The 18,133-nt window shown below is 72.4% G+C and carries 14 protein-coding genes; 6 read left to right on the top strand and 8 right to left on the bottom strand.

The annotated features are described in order from the left end of the window. Positions 1-108: 108 nt before the first annotated feature. Positions 109-1,041: a FadR/GntR family transcriptional regulator gene (locus ACIQGZ_RS23655; RefSeq protein WP_402604967.1), complete on the bottom strand. Its 933-nt coding sequence runs from the start codon at positions 1,039-1,041 to the stop codon at positions 109-111. Between the two features lie 141 nt (positions 1,042-1,182). After that, complete coding sequence (locus ACIQGZ_RS23650) at positions 1,183-1,929, bottom strand: NUDIX hydrolase (RefSeq protein ID WP_402604965.1); 747 nt, start codon at positions 1,927-1,929, stop codon at positions 1,183-1,185. 140 nt (positions 1,930-2,069) lie between these two features. Between ACIQGZ_RS23650 and ACIQGZ_RS23645 the strand changes: the two genes are divergently transcribed. Then, positions 2,070-3,380, top strand: coding sequence for an alpha/beta fold hydrolase (locus ACIQGZ_RS23645; protein WP_402604963.1), 1,311 nt, complete (start codon positions 2,070-2,072; stop codon positions 3,378-3,380). 40 nt (positions 3,381-3,420) lie between these two features. Here the strand turns inward: ACIQGZ_RS23645 and ACIQGZ_RS23640 are convergent, their stop codons facing one another. Then, positions 3,421-4,677 (bottom strand): DUF4192 domain-containing protein, encoded by a 1,257-nt coding sequence (locus ACIQGZ_RS23640; RefSeq protein ID WP_402604961.1) that lies wholly within the window; start codon positions 4,675-4,677, stop codon positions 3,421-3,423. A gap of 195 nt (positions 4,678-4,872) precedes the next feature. Between ACIQGZ_RS23640 and ACIQGZ_RS23635 the strand changes: the two genes are divergently transcribed. After that, positions 4,873-7,128 carry a DEAD/DEAH box helicase gene (locus tag ACIQGZ_RS23635; RefSeq protein ID WP_402604957.1) on the top strand — a complete coding sequence of 752 codons (2,256 nt, stop codon included), beginning with the start codon at positions 4,873-4,875 and terminating at the stop codon, positions 7,126-7,128. Positions 7,129-7,409: 281 nt separating this feature from the next. Further along, positions 7,410-7,985, top strand: a complete 576-nt coding sequence (locus ACIQGZ_RS23630) for a hypothetical protein (RefSeq protein WP_402605118.1) — start codon at positions 7,410-7,412, stop codon at positions 7,983-7,985. Between the two features lie 114 nt (positions 7,986-8,099). Here the strand turns inward: ACIQGZ_RS23630 and ACIQGZ_RS23625 are convergent, their stop codons facing one another. From ACIQGZ_RS23625 to ACIQGZ_RS23615, 3 genes are all read right to left on the bottom strand, one after another. Then, positions 8,100-8,483, bottom strand: coding sequence for a hypothetical protein (locus ACIQGZ_RS23625; protein WP_402604955.1), 384 nt, complete (start codon positions 8,481-8,483; stop codon positions 8,100-8,102). A gap of 410 nt (positions 8,484-8,893) precedes the next feature. Further along, positions 8,894-9,580, bottom strand: a complete 687-nt coding sequence (locus ACIQGZ_RS23620; protein WP_402604953.1) for a ribonuclease HII — start codon at positions 9,578-9,580, stop codon at positions 8,894-8,896. Positions 9,581-9,589: 9 nt separating this feature from the next. Continuing rightward, a complete protein-coding gene (locus tag ACIQGZ_RS23615) occupies positions 9,590-10,282 on the bottom strand; it encodes a TetR/AcrR family transcriptional regulator (protein ID WP_402604951.1) in 693 nt (230 codons plus the stop codon). A gap of 180 nt (positions 10,283-10,462) precedes the next feature. Between ACIQGZ_RS23615 and ACIQGZ_RS23610 the strand changes: the two genes are divergently transcribed. Continuing rightward, positions 10,463-12,004: an MFS transporter gene (locus ACIQGZ_RS23610; RefSeq protein WP_402604949.1), complete on the top strand. Its 1,542-nt coding sequence runs from the start codon at positions 10,463-10,465 to the stop codon at positions 12,002-12,004. Positions 12,005-12,236: 232 nt separating this feature from the next. Further along, entirely contained in the window at positions 12,237-13,055 is an 819-nt protein-coding gene (locus ACIQGZ_RS23605) for a class I SAM-dependent methyltransferase (protein WP_402604947.1), read from the top strand. 143 nt (positions 13,056-13,198) lie between these two features. Here the strand turns inward: ACIQGZ_RS23605 and ACIQGZ_RS23600 are convergent, their stop codons facing one another. Then, positions 13,199-16,057 (bottom strand): vitamin B12-dependent ribonucleotide reductase, encoded by a 2,859-nt coding sequence (locus tag ACIQGZ_RS23600; RefSeq protein WP_402604944.1) that lies wholly within the window; start codon positions 16,055-16,057, stop codon positions 13,199-13,201. Positions 16,058-16,158: 101 nt separating this feature from the next. Then, positions 16,159-16,656, bottom strand: a complete 498-nt coding sequence (nrdR, locus tag ACIQGZ_RS23595) for a transcriptional regulator NrdR (protein ID WP_402604942.1) — start codon at positions 16,654-16,656, stop codon at positions 16,159-16,161. 505 nt (positions 16,657-17,161) lie between these two features. On the opposite strand from nrdR, the gene lexA reads away from it, so the two are divergent. Further along, positions 17,162-18,001, top strand: coding sequence for a transcriptional repressor LexA (gene lexA, locus ACIQGZ_RS23590; protein WP_402604940.1), 840 nt, complete (start codon positions 17,162-17,164; stop codon positions 17,999-18,001). The last annotated feature ends 132 nt before the right edge of the window (positions 18,002-18,133 follow it).

Raw genomic sequence — 18,133 nt, 5'->3', positions numbered from 1 at the left:
CCAGGCACTTCAGGGAATTCGTCCCCCACGTCATCGCAGGAGGTGCCGGGCCGCGCCCTTGCGTCGTACACCGACGCACCATCGCGTGGCGGGGCGCGGCGGCCCGGGTCAGTGCTCCCGCGGGGCGGGGACGACGTGCTCGATGTCGGGGTGGACGGTGAGCAGGGAGCGCATGGCGGCCTCCGCAGCGGGCCCGTCGCCGGTGCCGAGTGCGTCCAGCAGCCGGGCGTGCAGACCGACGGAGGGCTCGGAGGGGCGCTCGCAGGCGGTGGCGGGGCCGCCGCTGACCTGGAGGGCGCAGGCGACGATGCCGGAGAGGTGCTCCAGCATGCGGTTGCCTGCGAGTTGCAGCACCAGGACGTGGAACTCGGCGTCGGCGCGGGCGAAGGTGACCGGGTCGCCCTGGGCGGCGGCGTGGCCCATGATCTCGGTCATGTCGACCAGCCGCTGCTGGACGTCCTCGCGGCCGTGCCCGGCGGCGAGGCGGGCGGCCAGCGGCTCGATGGCCCAGCGCAGTTCGAACAGCTCGCGGCGCTGGTCGTCGCGCTGCGGGCCGAAGGCGCGCCACTCGATGATGTCCGGGTCGAGCAGATTCCAGTCGCTGACCGGGCGGACCCGGGTGCCGACGTTGGGGCGGGCACTGACCAGGCCCTTGGCCTCCAGCACACGCAGCGATTCGCGGACGACGGTGCGGGAGACCTCGAAGCGCTGGCCGATCTCCTCCGGCACCAGCGGACGGTCGGCTCCCAGGTCGCCGGCCACGATCATCTGCCCGAGCTGCTGGACCAGTTGCCCGTGCAGGCCGCGGCCCCGGCTGCTGGTGGTCTTCCGGCCGAACCTGGCCAGGTCGCCCTCGGCCCCCTCCCAGCGGGGGCCCGGCGGGGTCGGCCGCTCGGACAGGGCATAGCGGTCCAGCTCGCCGGGGACCGGAACGCCTGTCTCGGCGGAGCGGTTGGAGTTCATGGTGGGGTGCGCAAGGGTACTCACAGCTCCTTTGTCGGTCACGCCTGTCTGCGACTTGAGAACTTTCGTGAAAAGCACACGAAAGGGTGATCACCCACCGGCCGACAATTGACTTTCTATCAGGTTCAATCGCCCATTACCGACATACGGTTCACCGACTCCGGTGCCACAATGATCCGCGCTGCGGCCGACCGGTCTTCGGCGGGACGGACGGGGGCTCTACGGCTCCGGGCGGAGCATCGGCGGGTTGAGCACCGTGGCGCCGCCGGCCCTGAACAGCTGCGCGGGGCGGCCTCCCTGACGGGTCGTCGTACCACCGGCCGGCACCAGGAAGCCCGGTGTGCCGGTGACCTTGCGGTGGAAGTTGCGCGGGTCCAGCACCACGCCCCACACCGACTCGTACACCCGGCGCAGCTCCCCCACGGTGAACTCGGCCGGACAGAAGGCCGTCGCCAGCGAGGAGTACTCGATCTTCGACCGGGCCCGCTCCACGCCGTCGGCGAGGATCTCGGCATGGTCGAAGGCGAGCGGTACGCCGTCCTCGCCCCCTCGGCAGCCCAACAGCTCGCCCACCGGCGCCCAGCGGGCACTGCGCGCGTCCCCGCCGGGGCGGGGGGTGGGCAGATCGGGTGCCAGCGCGAGATGGGCGACGCTCACCACTCGCATCCGGGGGTCGCGCTGCGGGTGCCCATAGGTGGCGAGCTGCTCCAGGTGGGCCCCGGCCGCCGCCTGCCCCTGGGCGGCATGGGCCCGCAGCCCGGTCTCCTCGGCCAACTCCCGGGCCGCCGCCTCCGCCAGCCCCTCGTCCGGCCGGACGAAGCCGCCGGGCAGCGCCCAGTACCCCTGGAACGGTGGCTCGCCCCGCCGCACCACGAGCGCGCACAGGGCGTGCTCCCGCACGGTCAGCACCACAAGGTCGACCGTAACGGCGAAGGGGGGGAAGGCCGACGGATCGTAACGCGACATGGCGACGATCCTAGTCGTCTTCCTGACGATAAACAGCGGATCGGGCTTCCTCGTGCGGCCGGTACCGGACGTGGTCGGACCCTCGGGATACGGTGCCGGGGCCCCACTGTGACCAGCACATTCCGCTTGCGAGGAGTTCCATGACCGTCATCCGGCAGCCCGGCGTCGTCTCGACCGACCATGTCCTCCAGGTGCCGCTGGACCACGCCGATCCCCCCGGGGAGCAGATCGAGCTCTACGCCCGGGAGGTCGTCGCGGCCGGCCGCGAGCGGGACGAGTTGCCGTGGCTGCTCTTCCTGCAGGGCGGCCCCGGTGGCAAGGCCGGACGGCCACTGGGACGGGACGGCTGGCTGGACCGCGCGCTGGACGACTACCGCGTCCTGCTGCTCGACCAGCGCGGGACCGGGCGCTCCACTCCGGCCAACCGGCAGACACTGCCCACGCGCGGCGGCGCGGCGGAGCAGGCCCGTTATCTGGCGCACTTCCGCGCGGACTCGATCGTGCGGGACGCGGAGGCCGTACGCAGGCAGTTGCTGGGCAAGGACGGCCGCTGGAGCCTGCTGGGCCAGAGCTTCGGCGGCTTCTGCACCCTCAGCTATCTGTCGCTGGCGCCGGAGGGCCTGCGGGAGGCGTTCGTCACCGGCGGACTGGCCGGTCTGGGCACCAGCGCCGAGGACGTCTACCGGTCCGCGTATCCCCGGGTGGAGCGCAAGAACCGCGCGCACTACGAGCGCTGTCCACAGGATGTGGCGGCGGTGCGGCGCATCGCCGAGCATCTGCGCGCGGCACCGGCCCGGCTGCCCGACGGCGGCCTGCTGACGGCCGAGGCGTTCCAGGCGCTGGGCCTGCTGCTGGGGACCGGGACCGGCTCGCAGACCCTGCAGTACCTGCTGGAGGAAGCCTGGGTACGCGGCGTGTCCGGCTTCGAGCTGTCGGACACCTTCCTGGCCGGGGCGCAGGGGCAGCTCTCCTTCGCGGGCAACCCGCTCTACGCGGTGCTGCATGAGTCGATCTACGGTCAGCGCACGGTCGACACGTCGGGCACCCGCTGGGCGGCGCAGCGGGTGCGCGCGGAGTTCCCCGCCTTCGACGTGGATCTGGCGCTCGCCGGGGACGACCCGGTGCTGCTCACCGGCGAGATGATCTACCCCTGGATGTTCGACACGGACCCGGCCCTGCGACCGCTGAAGGAGGCGGCCGAACTGCTCGCCGAGCGGGGCGACTGGCCGGATCTGTACGACCCGGCGCGGCTGGCGGTCAACGAGGTGCCGGTGACGGCGGCGGTTTACCACGACGACATGTACGTGGACACCGCCGACTCGCTGGAGACGGCGCGGGCGGTGCGGGGCGTACGCACCTGGGTCACCAATGAGTGGGAACACGACGGGCTGCGGGTGAGCGGCGGTGCGGTGCTGGACCGGTTGATCCGGATGGCGCGCGGCGAGGTGTGAGCGGTCGGCCCGGCCCCCGTCCGCACCGCCGTGCCGCCACTCAACCGCCCGCACAGGTGCTCCTCGGTGCCCGACGGCGGTCGGGGGCTCGGCGGCGGTCCTTGCGCGGGCGGCGGCCGAGCCGACCGCGCGGCGCGGCGGACCCGCTCCGGGCCGCCAGGCGTCGGGCCCGGTCGTCGCGCAGGACCTCCCGTAGCCGGTCGGGCCGCAGACCGGCGTTGAGGGAGTCGTACAGCAGTTGCGCCAGCGTGTACCCGGGATCGGCCTCCAGCGCGCGGGAGAGGGCCACCCGCGTCGTCGGTGTGTCGTCGGCCAGCCAGGTCGTCCAGGCGAGCAGGGTCAGCGGGGCGGCGGCGAGGTCGCAGAACGGCGGCACGCAGCGGCGAGCCAGGAACCGCCACAGCCGCTGGGCCGGCACCAGGTCAGCCGGTTCGGCGAACTCGGCGGCCCGGTCCCGGGACTGCTTGTCGCGCAGCCCGAGCAGCAACCGGGCGGCCTGCTCGTCGTCCAACCGGTCGGCCCCGGCCCGGAACCGCTCGATCGCGGCGTCCAGCAGGTCACCGGTCCGCTCGCGAGCGGCCTCGGGGCTGCCGGGCGGGCGGCCCTCGCGGCGCAGCACGGGCAGCAGCCGCTCGAAGGCCCGCCGCTGTGCGTCGGCGGCCGGTGGCCCGACGGGCTCCATGGCGGCGGCCAGCTCCTTGCGGCTGCCCCGCACCGCCAGCCCGGCGTAGGTCGCGGCGGCGGCCACCGGGCCGACTTGGTCGGCGCGCCGGACGGGGGTGCCGCGCGGGTCGCAGCACCCGGGCTGTGAGCAGATGTAGGACCACCAGCGGCCGTCGGAGACGCAGAGTGACTCCATCACCTTCAGGCCGACCGCGCGGAACTCGGTGGCGAGCAGAGCGGCCAGCGGTCGCAGGCGCGCGGCGACGTCAGCGCCGTCCTGCCCGGGGGCGGGGTCGCGGCACAGGTACAGCACGACGGCCGAGGGACGGCAGTCGCGTTCCTCGGACAGCCGGACCAGGAGGCGGGCGGTCTCGGCTGCCATACGTGCCCGATCCGGCTCGGCGGGGATGTCGACCCGCACGGTGCCGCCCTGCCGCAGCCCGTCACCCTGGAGGCCCAAGGCGACAATGCTGTCATCGGGGTGGAAGCCCAGCAGATAGGGCAGCATCTCGGCCAGATCGGCGGGGCCGCGCATCCGTACGGCGGGCTGGTCGGGGAAGTGGGCGGCGGGCAGCGGGCCGCCGTCGTTGCCGCTGCTGCCGCCGGAGCGGCCGGCGTGGTTGCTGTCGGTCATGGCGAGGACTGTGCCGGGTGGAGCGCCGATCCGGGGCCTGTCCGATTTGCCCTGTGGACGACACGCCATCTGTGGATATCCGTATCCCCCGCAGGAGTGAATCGGCCGGGTCGCACCCGCCCAGCGGATCGTTTCTCCACAGGTTCGCCCGGCGACGTTCGCCGGATGTCCGTACGGCGAGGTTGTATGGACCGCATGGACCAGCACCAGCCGACCGCGCCGACCACCACCCCGACCGACACCGCCCCGACCTATACCGGCCCGACCTACACCGGCCCAAGCGATACCGCTCCCGACCGGGCCGCCGTCCGCGAGCGCGCCGACGAGGTGCTGCGCCGGCTGGCCGGGGACCGGGCCACGCTGCGCGAGGACCAGTGGCGGGCCATCGAGGCCCTGGTCGTCGACCGCAGGCGTGCGCTGGTGGTGCAACGCACCGGCTGGGGCAAGTCAGCGGTGTACTTCGTGGCGACCGCGCTGCTGCGCGAGCGCGGAGCGGGCCCCACGGTGATCGTCTCCCCGCTGCTGGCCCTGATGCGCAACCAGATCGACTCCGCCGCCCGTGCCGGCATCCGGGCGCGCACCATCAACTCGGCGAACATCGAGGAGTGGGACGCGGTACAGGCCGAGGTCGCGGCCGGTGAGGTGGACGTCCTGCTGGTCAGCCCCGAGCGGCTGAACAACCCCGACTTCCGCGACCAGGTCCTGCCCAAGCTCGCCGCCTCCACCGGTCTGCTGGTGGTGGACGAGGCGCACTGCATCTCGGACTGGGGCCATGACTTCCGCCCCGACTACCGCCGTCTGCGCACCATGCTCGCTGAGCTGACCCCGGGTGTTCCGGTGCTGGCCACCACCGCCACCGCCAACGCCCGGGTCACCGGGGACGTCGCCGAGCAGTTGGGCACCAGGGCGGGGGCCGACAGCGGGGACGGCGCCCTGGTGCTGCGCGGCCCGCTGGACCGGGAGAGCCTCACCCTGGGCGTACTGACGCTGCCCGACCCCGCGCACCGCCTGGCCTGGCTCGCGGACCACCTGGACGCGCTCCCCGGCTCCGGCATCGTCTACACCCTCACCGTGGCCGCCGCCGAGGAGGTCACCGCCTTCCTGCGGCAGCGCGGCCACCCGGTGGCCTCCTACTCCGGGCGCACCGAGGACGCCGAGCGCCGCGCCGCCGAGGCCGACCTGCTGGCAAACCGGGTCAAGGCGCTGGTCGCCACCTCCGCGCTGGGCATGGGCTTCGACAAGCCCGACCTGGGCTTCGTGGTCCACCTCGGCTCCCCCAACTCACCGATCGCCTACTACCAGCAGGTCGGGCGCGCCGGGCGCGGCGTGGACCGTGCCGAGGTGCTGCTGCTGCCGGGCCGGGAGGACGAGGCGATCTGGCGCTACTTCGCCTCACTGGCGTTCCCGGCCGAGGAGCAGGTCCGGCGCACCCTCGACGTACTCGGGGAGGCCGACCGGCCGCTGTCCACCGCCGTTCTGGAGGCCCGGGTCGACCTGCGGCGCACCCGGCTGGAGACCATGCTCAAGGTGCTCGACGTGGACGGCGCGGTGCGCCGGGTGCGCGGCGGCTGGACGGCCACCGGGCAGCGCTGGGCGTACGACGCCGAGCGCTACCGGCGGGTCGCGGAGGCTCGGGAGAGCGAGCAGCGGGCGATGCGCGAGTACGCGGTCACCGAGGGCTGCCGGATGGAGTTCCTGCGGCGGCGACTGGACGATGAGCAGGCCCGGCCCTGCGGCCGCTGCGACACCTGTGCCGGGCCCCGGCACAGCCCGGAGGTGTCGCCCGAGGCCCTGGACGCGGCCCGGACCGCACTCGGCAGGCCCGGAGTCGAGGTCGAGCCCCGCCGCATGTGGCCCACCGGCATGGAGGCGGTCGGCGTCTCCCTCAAGGGCCGGATCGCGCCCGGGGAGCAGGCCGCCACCGGCCGGGCGCTGGGCCGGCTCTCCGACATCGGCTGGGGCAACCGGCTGCGTACGATGCTCGCCCCCGGTGCCCCGGACGGTCCGGTGCCCGGCGAGGTGGTGGACGCGATGGTGACCGTCCTCTCCGACTGGGCACGCGGTCCGGGCGGTTGGGCGGCCGGCGACGGGAGCACCGACCGGCCGGTGGGCGTGGTGACGGTCGCCTCCGGCACCCGGCCGGCCCTGGTCGGCAGCCTCGGGGCGCGGATCGCCGCGATCGGCCGGCTGCCGTTGCTGGGACAGATCGAGTACACCCCGGCGGGGCCGCCGCGCGGGGCCCGCAGCAACAGCGCCCAGCGACTGCGGGCGCTGCACGACGCCTTCACGGTGCCGCCGGCGCTCGCCGAGGCGCTGGCGGCCTGCGAGGGGCCGGTGCTACTGGTGGACGACCTGGTCGACACCGGCTGGACGGTGACGGTCGCAGCCCGGCTGCTGCGCCGGGCCGGGGCTCGGGGGGTGCTGCCGCTGGTGCTGGCGGTTCAGGCGTAGCCAGGCTTGCCGGGCCTCGGGCGGGGCACGGCCGGTCGGGACCGGTGTCACCGATGGGGGTGGGATATATCGGGCGTACGCGGCGGTGTCGGGCGAGGTTCGGAAGTTCGTCATTGCCGGTCACGCCGGTGGGGCGGGAGAATCAAAGAGCATCCACCATTCCCGGGCCCACCAGCCCGGCCCTCGGCGTGCGCGCACGCCCTACCAGGGCGGGAGCGCGCGGAAGGAGGAACGTGATCAACGGCATCGACCGCAGTCCCACCCCCTCCGCCCCACCCGCCATGAGCCGGACGCTGGACCTGGAGACCTGGTCCGACGCGGGAATCCCGCTGCTCCGCAATCCGCGCGAGTTCGTCGGCGCCCTCCACGCACGGCACCTGCCCGCGCCGGGCACCGCGATCGTCGCCGTCCTCGACCCGCTGCACCGGGTGGTCGGCTCGGCTTCCTTCGCGCCCCGGGCCGACAGCAGCGACGGCTGGCAGTACCGCAACGCGATCCTCGCGCATCTGCGCCGGGTCGTGCCGCACGACCTGCGTCGCGCCGTGCCGTCTCGGACCGCCGTGCTGCTGCTCTGCCGCGCCGGCGAGCCCGGATGGACGCCGCAGGACGGCGCCTGGATGTGGGGGCTGCGGGATGCCGCAGGGCTGCACGGGCTGCGGTGCGGCTCCTACATCACGCTGACGCCGCAGGGATGGCAGGTGTTGGGGGACGGCCGCCATGGACGCAATCCCCATGCGGGCTCCTGGACCGACGGTTCGCCTCCGGCCAATGTGGCGACGCTGCCCGACCGCTCGTCGGACAGTCGGCACTGGGCTCGACGGTCGGCGCCGCCACTTCGGCGGGCTGCTGGGCGCTGACGGCTTCGGGGAGCCGGGGTTGGGGGCGCCGGTTGCAGGAGCCGCACGGGCGGGCCGGGCCCAGGGCAGACCGAAGCGCCCGGCCGGTGGGGATGGCCGGGCGCTTCGGCTGGGTCAGGCGTGAGCGGGCTGGGGGATGCCGTCCAACAGCGTGCCGAGCTGCGCGGGGTCGCCGCAGACCAGCAGCAGCGTCCGGGCGGTGCCCAGGGCCGCCGTCAGGGCCTGGGCGTTGCGCTGCTCGGTGCCGTTGCAGGCGAGCACCACGACCTCGCGGGCGGCGGCCGCACGGGTGGCCAGGGCGTCGGCGTAGAAGACGTCCCCGCCCTCCTCCAGCTGCGCCCAGTAGTGCTCCTCGCCGAACGAGGACTCGTGGCGCTGCCACGGGTGGGCGTCACCACTGGTGAGCACCAGCACGTCGCTCGGCGCGCGGCCGGACTCCAGCAGGCCGTCCACCGCCTCGTCGGCGTGATCCAGAGCGGTCGGCGCGGTGGCCGGCACCAGCCGGACCTCCGGCGCGGTCGCGGCGGTACGGCGGGGCGCCGGGCCCGGCTTGGGGATGCGGGCGGTTCGCGGGCCTGTCCGGTCGCCGCGCGGAGGCGCGGGGCGGGGCGGGCCGGGACGGGGGGCCGGCAGGGGGGCCGGCGCCGAGTTGGCAGGGGACGCCTCTGCTGCGCCAGGCGCTGCGGGCGTACGGGGGGCTACTGCGTCCGACTTGCGGGGGAAGGGAACGCCGGGGCCCGGGATGCTCTCGTGAATCTCCGGCTCCTCGGGGAAGACAGGCATACCGCGATGTCTATCAAACGTAGGTGCGAAGCGCAGCACCGGCCCCACCCATTGGCGCCCCGCAGCCCGGTGGTACGGCGCCGCTCGGGCCGGACCACCGTCCGGGCCAGCAGCTTGACGTACCGTCAGAAACCCAGCGCCAGTTGCTGTCCCGCGTCCGGCGCCGGTGTGCGGACCTTCTTCAGATGGCGCCAGGCGGGCAGGTCGTCCAGGTAGGCCCAGGAGAGCCGATGGAGCGGACTGGGGCCGAACTCGGCCAGCGCCGCCCGGTGCACCGGCGAGGGATAGCCCGCGTTGTCCTGGAAGGCGTACGGGGGATGCTCGGCCCCCAGCTCCGCCATCAGCCCGTCCCGGTACACCTTGGCGAGCACCGAGGCCGCCGCCACCGAGACGCAGCTCTGATCGCCCTTGATGACCGTACGCACCCGCCACGGGCCGCCGAGGTAGTCGTGCTTGCCGTCCAGGATCACCGCGTCGGGCCGCACCGGCAGGCCCTCCAGGGCCCGCACCGCCGCCAGTCGCAGCGCCGCCGTCATGCCCAGTTGGTCGCACTCCTCGGCGGAGGCGTGGCCGAGCGCATGGGCGGTGACCCAGTCGGCCAGCACGGCGCGCAGCGCGGTGCGGCGGAGCGGGGTCAGCAGCTTGGAGTCGGTCAGACCCTCGGGCGGGCGCCGCAAGCCGGTGACGGCCGCGCACACCGTGACCGGGCCGGCCCAGGCGCCCCGGCCCACCTCGTCGACACCGGCGACCACGGCCGCGCCGGCCCGGCGGAGCGAGCGCTCCACGCTGTGAGTGGGGGGTTCGTACGGCACGGCCCCAGGCTACGCCGACGCGCCGCCGCCGGGGGTCGGGGGGCCGGGACGCGGTGCGACCATCGGCAGCAGCACCTGGTCCACCAGCCGCTCGGCGAACCCCTCGGGAAGTTCCCCGCCGCACACCTTGGACCGGTACAGCAGCAGGGCCGGGACCACGTCCGCGATCAGCGGATCGGCCGCGTCGGGACGGACGTCGCCCCGGGCCACGCCTCGGCGCAGGATCTCCAGCATCTCCCGCTTGGCGGGCTCCACGACCCGGTCCTGGACGAAGGAGGCGAAGACCCGGGCCCGGTCGTGGTCGAGCTCGCCCATCAGGACGCGCATCGCGGCGCCCGCCGGTGACTGGACGGACGTGCACATGCGCTCGGCCAGCTTGCGCAGCTCCGCGCGGGCCGAGCCCAGATCGGGAATGTCAGTGGCGGGTGGCAGGCTGGATGCCAGGGCGTCGAGCACCAGTTCCTGCTTCGATGCCCAGCGCCGGTACAACGCTGCCTTCCCGGTCTGCGCGGCACCGGCCACCCCCTCCATGGTCAGCCGCGCGAAACCACCGGAGGTCAACTGGTCAAGAGTCGCCTCGAAGATCGCGCGCTCCAGCGCCTTGCCCCGGCGTCGCGCCGGGGCGGCCGGGGCGGCCGAAGCGGTCTGATGCGGGGCAGTGTGGGGCGGGGGCGACTGTGAGCGATCGGGCAAGGAGGTCATCCGCCAGGTTCTCCGTAACAATCCGTCACGATCCCAAGGAACGTTTGCGTTCACTAATTATCCCCCGTTAGGGTGAATCCCAGTGAACGCTACCGTTCTCTCACGGCGGGGCACAGTCGGCCGACGCAGCCGAGGCCACGCCACCCAAGCCACGCAGCAAGAGCCAACAGGGGGCATATTGTGGCTGTCTCGGACACTCTCATCACCCACTCCCCGCCCAAGGCGAGCAAAGGACAGCGCCCGGGGATAGCGCTCACGGTCATCGCCGCCGCCCAGTTGATGGTGGTGCTCGACGCAACGATCGTGAACATCGCACTGCCGCACATCCAGGACTCGCTCCACTTCTCCACCACCGACCTCGCCTGGGTGATCAACGCCTACACCCTCACCTTCGGCGGCCTGCTGCTGCTCGGCGGCCGGGCCGGCGACATACTCGGGCGCCGACGGGTCTTCATCACCGGCGTCCTGCTGTTCAGCCTGGCCTCGCTGCTGGGCGGCTTCGCGCAGAACTCCGGCATGCTGCTGGGCGCCCGCGCACTCCAGGGCATAGGCGGGGCGATCTGCTCGCCCACCGCGTTCGCGCTGATCGCCACCAACTTCAAGGAGGGCCCGGAGCGCAACCGCGCCTTCGGGGTCTTCTCCGCGGTCGCCGGTTCCGGCGCGGCCATCGGCCTGCTGGCGGGCGGCCTGCTCACCGAGTACCTCAACTGGCGCTGGGTGCTCTTTGTGAACGTGCCGATCGCGATCGTGATCGCGGTGGCGGCCCCCCGGTACATCAACGAGTCCGAGCGCCACCCCGGCCGCTTCGACATCGCCGGTGCGCTGGCCTCCACACTGGGCCTGGTCTCGCTGGTCTACGCCTTCATCCGGGCCGCCTCGGACGGCTGGAGCGACAGCTTGACGCTGGTCGCCTTCGCCGCAGCGGCGGTGCTGCTGGTCACCTTCATCGTCGTCGAGCGGCGCACCCAGGAACCGATCACCCCGCTGCACATGTTCGCGAACCGCAACCGCAGTGGCAGCTATGTGATGATGCTCTGCCTCGCGGCGGCGATGTTCGGGATCTTCTTCTACGTCACGCTCTTCGTGCAGCGGACGCTGGGCTACAGCCCGCTGAAGGCAGGTGTGGCATTCCTGCCGATCAGTGCCGCGATCATCACGACGGCCCAGATATCGTCCCGGTTCCAGGCCAGGACGGGCCCCAAGCCCTTCATGGCAACCGGCGCGCTGCTGGTCACCATCGGCCTGCTGTGGCTGACGCGTACCACCGCACACAGCGGCTACCCGGAGGGGGTGCTCGGCCCCACCGTGATCTTCGGCCTGGGGATGGGCTGCATCTTCGTACCGCTGATGCTGCTCGCGGTCTCCGGGGTCTCCGCCAGGGAGACCGGCGCGGCGTCCGGCCTGCTCAACGCCACCCAGCAGGTCGGCGGCGCGCTCGGCCTGTCCATCCTGACCACGGTGTTCGGCACCGCGGCCAAGGACGAGTTCACCCGGCAGCTGCCGTCGTTCACCGCGTCCGCGACGCCCGCGCAGAAGGCCGAGTTCGGCAAGACGCAGCAGCTGCCCGGCAGCTGGGGCGACGAGGTGCTGGCCTACGGCATCTCGCATGCCTTCCTGGTCGCGGTGGCGCTGGCGTTCCTCGCGCTGCTGACCGCCATCTTCGTGATCAAGGCCAAGCCGTCGAGCCTGCCCTCGGCACCCGTGCCGGGCGCCGGACTCTGATCGGCCCGGACCGGGGGCGGCGGGAGGTCTCCCGCCGCCCCCGGTCCGCTGTCGCACACAGCGAGCAGCATGCGGTGCTCAACGCCGAGCAACACCGAGCAACGCCGCTCCGCCCGCCACTTCTGACGGAGCGTCATTGAGCTGGCACCGGCCGACCTGAAAACCCATCGGACGGTGCGGTGCGCCGTCAGTAGGGTGACCACACGGCGACCACCGGAGCGAAGGGCGGGGCATGACGACCGAGCAGCGGGACGACGTGGAGCGCGGCAGGGTCTTCGGCGAGGTGGCGGAGGTCTATGACGCCGCCCGACCGGGATACCCGGACGACCTGGTCTCCGAGGTGCTCGGCTATGCGGCGCTCGGTGACCGGCCGGCCGTCGAGGTGGGGGCCGGTACCGGCAAGGCGACCGTGGCCTTTGCCGCCCGTGGCGTCCCGCTGGTGTGCGTCGAACCCGACCCGCAGATGGCTGCGGTGCTGCGCCGCAACACCGCCGCGTACGCCGACGTCCGGATCGACGTCGGCGGCTTCGAGGAGTGGCAGCCGGGCGGGCGGCGCTACGGGCTGCTCATCGCGGCTTCGTCCTGGCACTGGGTGGACCAGGCGCGGCGCTGGGACCTGGCGTACGGGGCGCTGGCGCCCGGCGGGGCGATGGCGCTGGCCTGGCACGTCTACGGCGTCCACGACACCGCCCTGCACTCCGCGCTGGCCGAGGTCGACACCCGCTACGGGATGGTCCACACACCGCACAGCGACCCGCTCGCGGCCTACGACGACGAGTCGGCCGCCTGGACCGAGCAGGCAGGCCGGCCGGAGCCCGAGTGCCGCCGCGACGGCCGCTTCACCGATCTGCGGTCGATCCGCTTCCGGCAGGAGCACCGCTACTCCGCCGACGCTTACCGCGACCACCTGCTGTCGGTCTCCGCGTACCGCATCCTGCCGGACCACCGCCGCGAGCAGGTCCTCACCGAGGTCGCCCGCACCCTGGAAGCCCACGGCGGCGGCATCACCGTGGACCGCGTCACCGACCTCTTCCTGGCCCGCGCCCGCTGAGCCCGCGCCCGCCGCCCACAGCGCTGCCCCGGTCCTCCCAAGGGAGGACCGGGGCAGCGCCTTGCATTCAGGGCCTGCCGGAATTCAGCTCACATGCCGAGTCGCGACTCGGATTCCGGCGGACCTGCTCCGCATTCCTGGCCTCAGCTGCAGCCGCTGGTGGAGCCGCAGCCCTCGCAGAGGTAGCAGCTGCCCGCGCGGCGCATCTTGGTGCCGCAGGAGAAGCAGAGCGGGGCGTCGGCGTTGAGGCCCTGCTGGGCCTCGACCAGCTCGGTGGAGGAGTGGATCTGCACCGGCACCGGCTGGGCGGCGGCCTGCGGAGCGGCGGCGGGCTGGGCCTGGGCGCGGGGGGCGGACTGGGCCAGGCCCTCGACGTCCAGGTCCTCGTCGTCGGACGGCTCGTACGAGCCGGTCTCCAGGTGCCGCTGACGCTCGTCGGCGGAGTGGATGCCGAGCGCGGAGCGGGTCTCGAAGGGCAGGAAGTCCAGCGCCAGGCGGCGGAAGATGTAGTCGACGATCGACTGCGCCATCCGCACGTCCGGGTCGTCGGTCAGACCGGCCGGCTCGAAGCGCATGTTGGTGAACTTCGAGACGTAGGTCTCCAGCGGCACGCCGTACTGCATGCCGACCGAGACGGCGATGGAGAAGGCGTCCATCATGCCCGCCAGGGTCGAGCCCTGCTTGGACATCTTGAGGAAGACCTCGCCCAGGCCGTCGTCCGGGTAGGAGTTGGCCGTCATGTAGCCCTCGGCGCCGCCCACTGTGAAGGAGGTGGTGATCCCCGGGCGGCCCTTGGGGAGGCGCTTGCGGACCGGGCGGTATTCGACCACCTTCTCCACCGGGGCGGCCTCGCCCTTGTCGTCCTTCTTCTTGGCCGAGAGCGGCTGGCCGACCTTGCTGTTCTCGCGGTAGATGGCGAGCGCCTTGACGCCCATCTTCCACGCCTCGAAGTAGATCTCCTCGACCTCTTCGACGGTGGCGGTCGACGGCATGTTCACCGTCTTGCTGATGGCGCCGGAGATCCAGGGCTGGATCGCGGACATCATCCGGACGTGGCCCATCGGGGAGATGGCCCGCTCGCCCATGGCGCAGTCGAAGACCTCGTAGTGCTCCGCCTTGAGGCCGGGCGCGTCCAGCACATTGCCGTGCTCGGCGATGTGGGCGACGACCGCCTCGATCTGCTCCTGGTGGTAGCCGAGCCGCCGCAGCGCGCGCGGGACCGTGTTGTTCACGATCTGCATCGAGCCGCCGCCGACCAGCTTCTTGAACTTGACCAGCGCCAGGTCGGGCTCGACGCCGGTGGTGTCGCAGTCCATCATCAGGCCGATGGTGCCGGTCGGGGCGAGCACCGACGCCTGGGCGTTGCGGAAGCCGTGCTCGGCACCGATCCGCTGCACGTCCTGCCACGCCTCGGTGGCGGCGGCCCAGACGGGGGCGTCCAGGTCGTCGCTGCGCACGGCGGCGGCGTTGGCCTCGGCGTGCTGGCGCATCACCCGCTGGTGCGCCTCGGCGTTGCGGGCGTAGCCCTCGTACGGCCCGACGATGCCGGCCAGCTCGGCGGAGCGGCGGTAGGCGGTGCCGGTCATCAGCGAGGTGATGGAGCCGGCCAGCGCGCGGCCGCCGTCGGAGTCGTACGCGTGACCGGTGGCCATCAGCAGGGCGCCGAGGTTGGCGTAGCCGATGCCCAGCTGGCGGAAGGCGCGGGTGGTCTCGCCGATCTTCTGGGTGGGGAAGTCCGCGAAGCAGATGGAGATGTCCATCGCGGTGATGACCAGCTCGACGACCTTGGCGAAGGTCACCGCGTCGAAGGTGTCGTCGGCGCGCAGGAACTTCATCAGGTTGAGCGAGGCGAGGTTGCACGAGGAGTTGTCCAGGTGCATGTACTCGCTGCACGGGTTGGACGCGTTGATGCGGCCGGACTCCGGGCAGGTGTGCCAGTGGTTGATGGTGGAGTCGTACTGGATGCCGGGGTCGGCGCAGGCCCAGGCGGCCTCGGCCATCTTGCGGAAGAGCTTCTTGGCCTCGACGGTCTCGATGACCTCGCCGGTCAGGCGGGCGCGCAGGCCGAACTCGCCGCCCTGCTCCACCGCGGTCATGAACTCGTCGGAGACGCGCACCGAGTTGTTGGCGTTCTGGTACTGGACCGAGGTGATGTCGTCACCGCCGAGGTCCATGTCGAAGCCCGCGTCGCGCAGCGCGCGGATCTTCTCCTCCTCCTTCACCTTGGTCTCGATGAAGGCCTCGACGTCCGGGTGGTCGACGTCCAGCACGACCATCTTGGCGGCGCGGCGGGTGGCGCCACCCGACTTGATGGTGCCGGCCGAGGCGTCGGCGCCACGCATGAAGGAGACCGGGCCGGAGGCGTTGCCGCCGGAGGTGAGCAGCTCCTTGCTGGAGCGGATGCGGGAGAGGTTCAGGCCGGCGCCGGAGCCGCCCTTGAAGATCATGCCCTCTTCCTTGTACCAGTCGAGGATCGACTCCATGGAGTCGTCGACGGACAGGATGAAGCAGGCGCTGACCTGCTGCGGCTGGGCGGTGCCGACGTTGAACCAGACCGGCGAGTTGAAGCTGAACACCTGGTGGAGGAGGGCGTAGGTCAGCTCGTGCTCGAAGATCTCAGCGTCGGCGGGCGAGGCGAAGTAGCCGTTGTCCTCACCGCCGGCGCGGTAGCTCTTCACCACCCGGTCGATGATCTGCTTCAGGCTCCACTCGCGCTGCGGGGTGCCCACCGCGCCGCGGAAGTACTTGCTGGTGACGATGTTGACCGCGTTGACGGACCAGGTGTCGGGGAACTCGACGCCATGCTGCTCGAAGTTGATCGAGCCGTCCCGCCAGTTGGTCATGACGACGTCACGCCGCTCCCAGGTCACCTCGTCGTACGGGTGGACCCCCGGGGTCGTGTGGATGCGCTCGATCCGCAGGCCCTTGTCGGCCCTGGCGCCGCTCTTGCCGCCGCTCTTCGAGCGCGAGCCGCGTGCCGAGCCGCTCGTCGTCTCTGTCACTTCGTCCTCCTCCTGGGCAAACGCCCTGAGTGCCCCGTGACTTCCCGGGACACTTCGTCTCGCATCAAGGTGGGCCCGCGCGGGGCCGGAACGCCCCGCTGTCAGGGCGCGGGGGCAGGAGCGGGTACGGGAGCACCCTCCCCCGCCGCGGGAGGCCGCTCGGCACGCAGTTCGCCGATGGCGGCCTCGAAGTCCTCGAGGGAGTCGTACGCCCGGTACACCGAGGCGAACCTCAGGTAGGCGACGACGTCGAGCTCCTTCAGCGGACCGAGTATGGCCAGGCCGACGTCATGGGTGGACAGCTCGGCGCTGCCGCTGGAGCGCAGGCACTCCTCGACCCGCTGCCCGAGGAGCGCGAGGGCGTCCTCGGTCACCGGGCGTCCCTGGCATGCCTTGCGCACACCGGTGATGACCTTGTCGCGGCTGAAGGGCTCGGTGACCCCGCTGCGCTTGATGACCACCAGGGTGGCGGTCTCCACCGTGGTGAAGCGGCGGTTGCAGTCGGGACACTGGCGGCGGCGCCGGATGGCGGTGCCGTCGTCGGTGGTGCGGCTGTCGACCACACGGCTGTCGGAGTGCCTGCAGAAGGGGCAGTGCATGGAAGGCTCCCTCCTCCGTCAGCGGCGTCGCGAGATCCCCGGGCGGCCGTGGAACGGCACCCGGAGCAGCGACAAGTGTAGGCGACGCCCATCCGGCCTGAACCACGGGGGACCACAACCTGTGGGCTTCGGGCATCACTCTAGCCACAAGATGTGGGGTCTGGCGCAAGCTGCCGGCGGCGTGTTCCGTAGCCCTCGGCTCACCGCTCGCAATCGGTGCTGGTCAGCGCCGAAAGCCGGAGGCGGGGGTTCCACGAGGCCCCCGGGACGGGTCGCCGGGGTCACTCGGACGGCCCCGCCGGAGCCTCTCCGAGCGGGATGGGCTGCCATGCGGAGGCATCCGGACTAGACTACTCGCAGTCGAACACTTGCTCGGCAATACACCCTAGACCTTGATCATGTCAGGCGACTCGCGGGAAATTCACTCGAACGTGTGTTTGGCGCAACCTTTCGATAGGAACTACCGTTGGCCTATTAGCGAGAACGTCCGTCGAGAGGGGCCGCCGTGACCACCGCAGAAAGCAGCACCGTCCCGGTGCAGGAACGTTCCCAGAAATCCCTGGACCACAGCCAGGAAGACCATCGGATCGCCGGTCAGGGTCTCGTTCCAGACCAGCCGGTCGAGCATGCGGCGACTCAGGACTCGGTGCCGCACGGCGGCCTCGACACTCCGACGCGCTCGCTGCCCGGCCGGCCGCCCGGAATCCGCACGGACGAAACGGGGCTCACCGATCGCCAGCGCCGGGTTATCGAGGTGATCCGGGATTCCGTGCAGCGGCGCGGATATCCGCCGAGCATGCGGGAGATCGGGCAGGCCGTCGGCCTGTCCAGCACCTCTTCCGTCGCCCACCAGCTGATGGCCCTGGAGCGCAAGGGATTCCTGCGCCGCGACCCGCACCGCCCACGCGCCTACGAGGTGCGCGGCGTCGAGGTCGCCCGGCCGAACACCGCCGACAACGCGGGCCGGCCGTCCACCTCGTATGTGCCGCTGGTGGGCCGGATCGCGGCGGGCGGTCCCATCCTGGCCGAGCAGTCGGTGGAGGACGTCTTCCCGCTGCCGCGTCAGCTGGTGGGCGACGGCGAGCTGTTCGCGCTCAAGGTCAGCGGTGACTCGATGATCGAGGCGGCCATCTGCGACGGCGACTGGGTCACCGTCCGCCGCCAGCCGGTCGCGGAGAACGGCGACATCGTGGCCGCGATGATCGACGGCGAGGCCACGGTGAAGCGGCTGAAGCGGGAGGACGGCCACATCTGGCTGATGCCGCACAACAGCGCCTACCCGCCGATCCCCGGCGACAATGCGACCATCCTCGGCAAGGTCGTCGCAGTGTTGCGCCGCATCTGACCCGGGCCGGTCACGGATACCCGAAGACGTGGCTGTGGGGCCCCGCCCCCCCGGGCGGGGCCCCCCCCCCCGCGGGGGGCATGCCGCGGCGCGTTTGGGGTGGGCCCCCGCGGGGGGGCGGGCGGCGCCGCC

Source organism: Streptomyces sp. NPDC092296 (assembly GCF_044755465.1).
In the GTDB taxonomy this organism is placed as follows: domain Bacteria; phylum Actinomycetota; class Actinomycetes; order Streptomycetales; family Streptomycetaceae; genus Peterkaempfera.
This window is presented reverse-complemented; position numbering and strand designations above follow the sequence as displayed.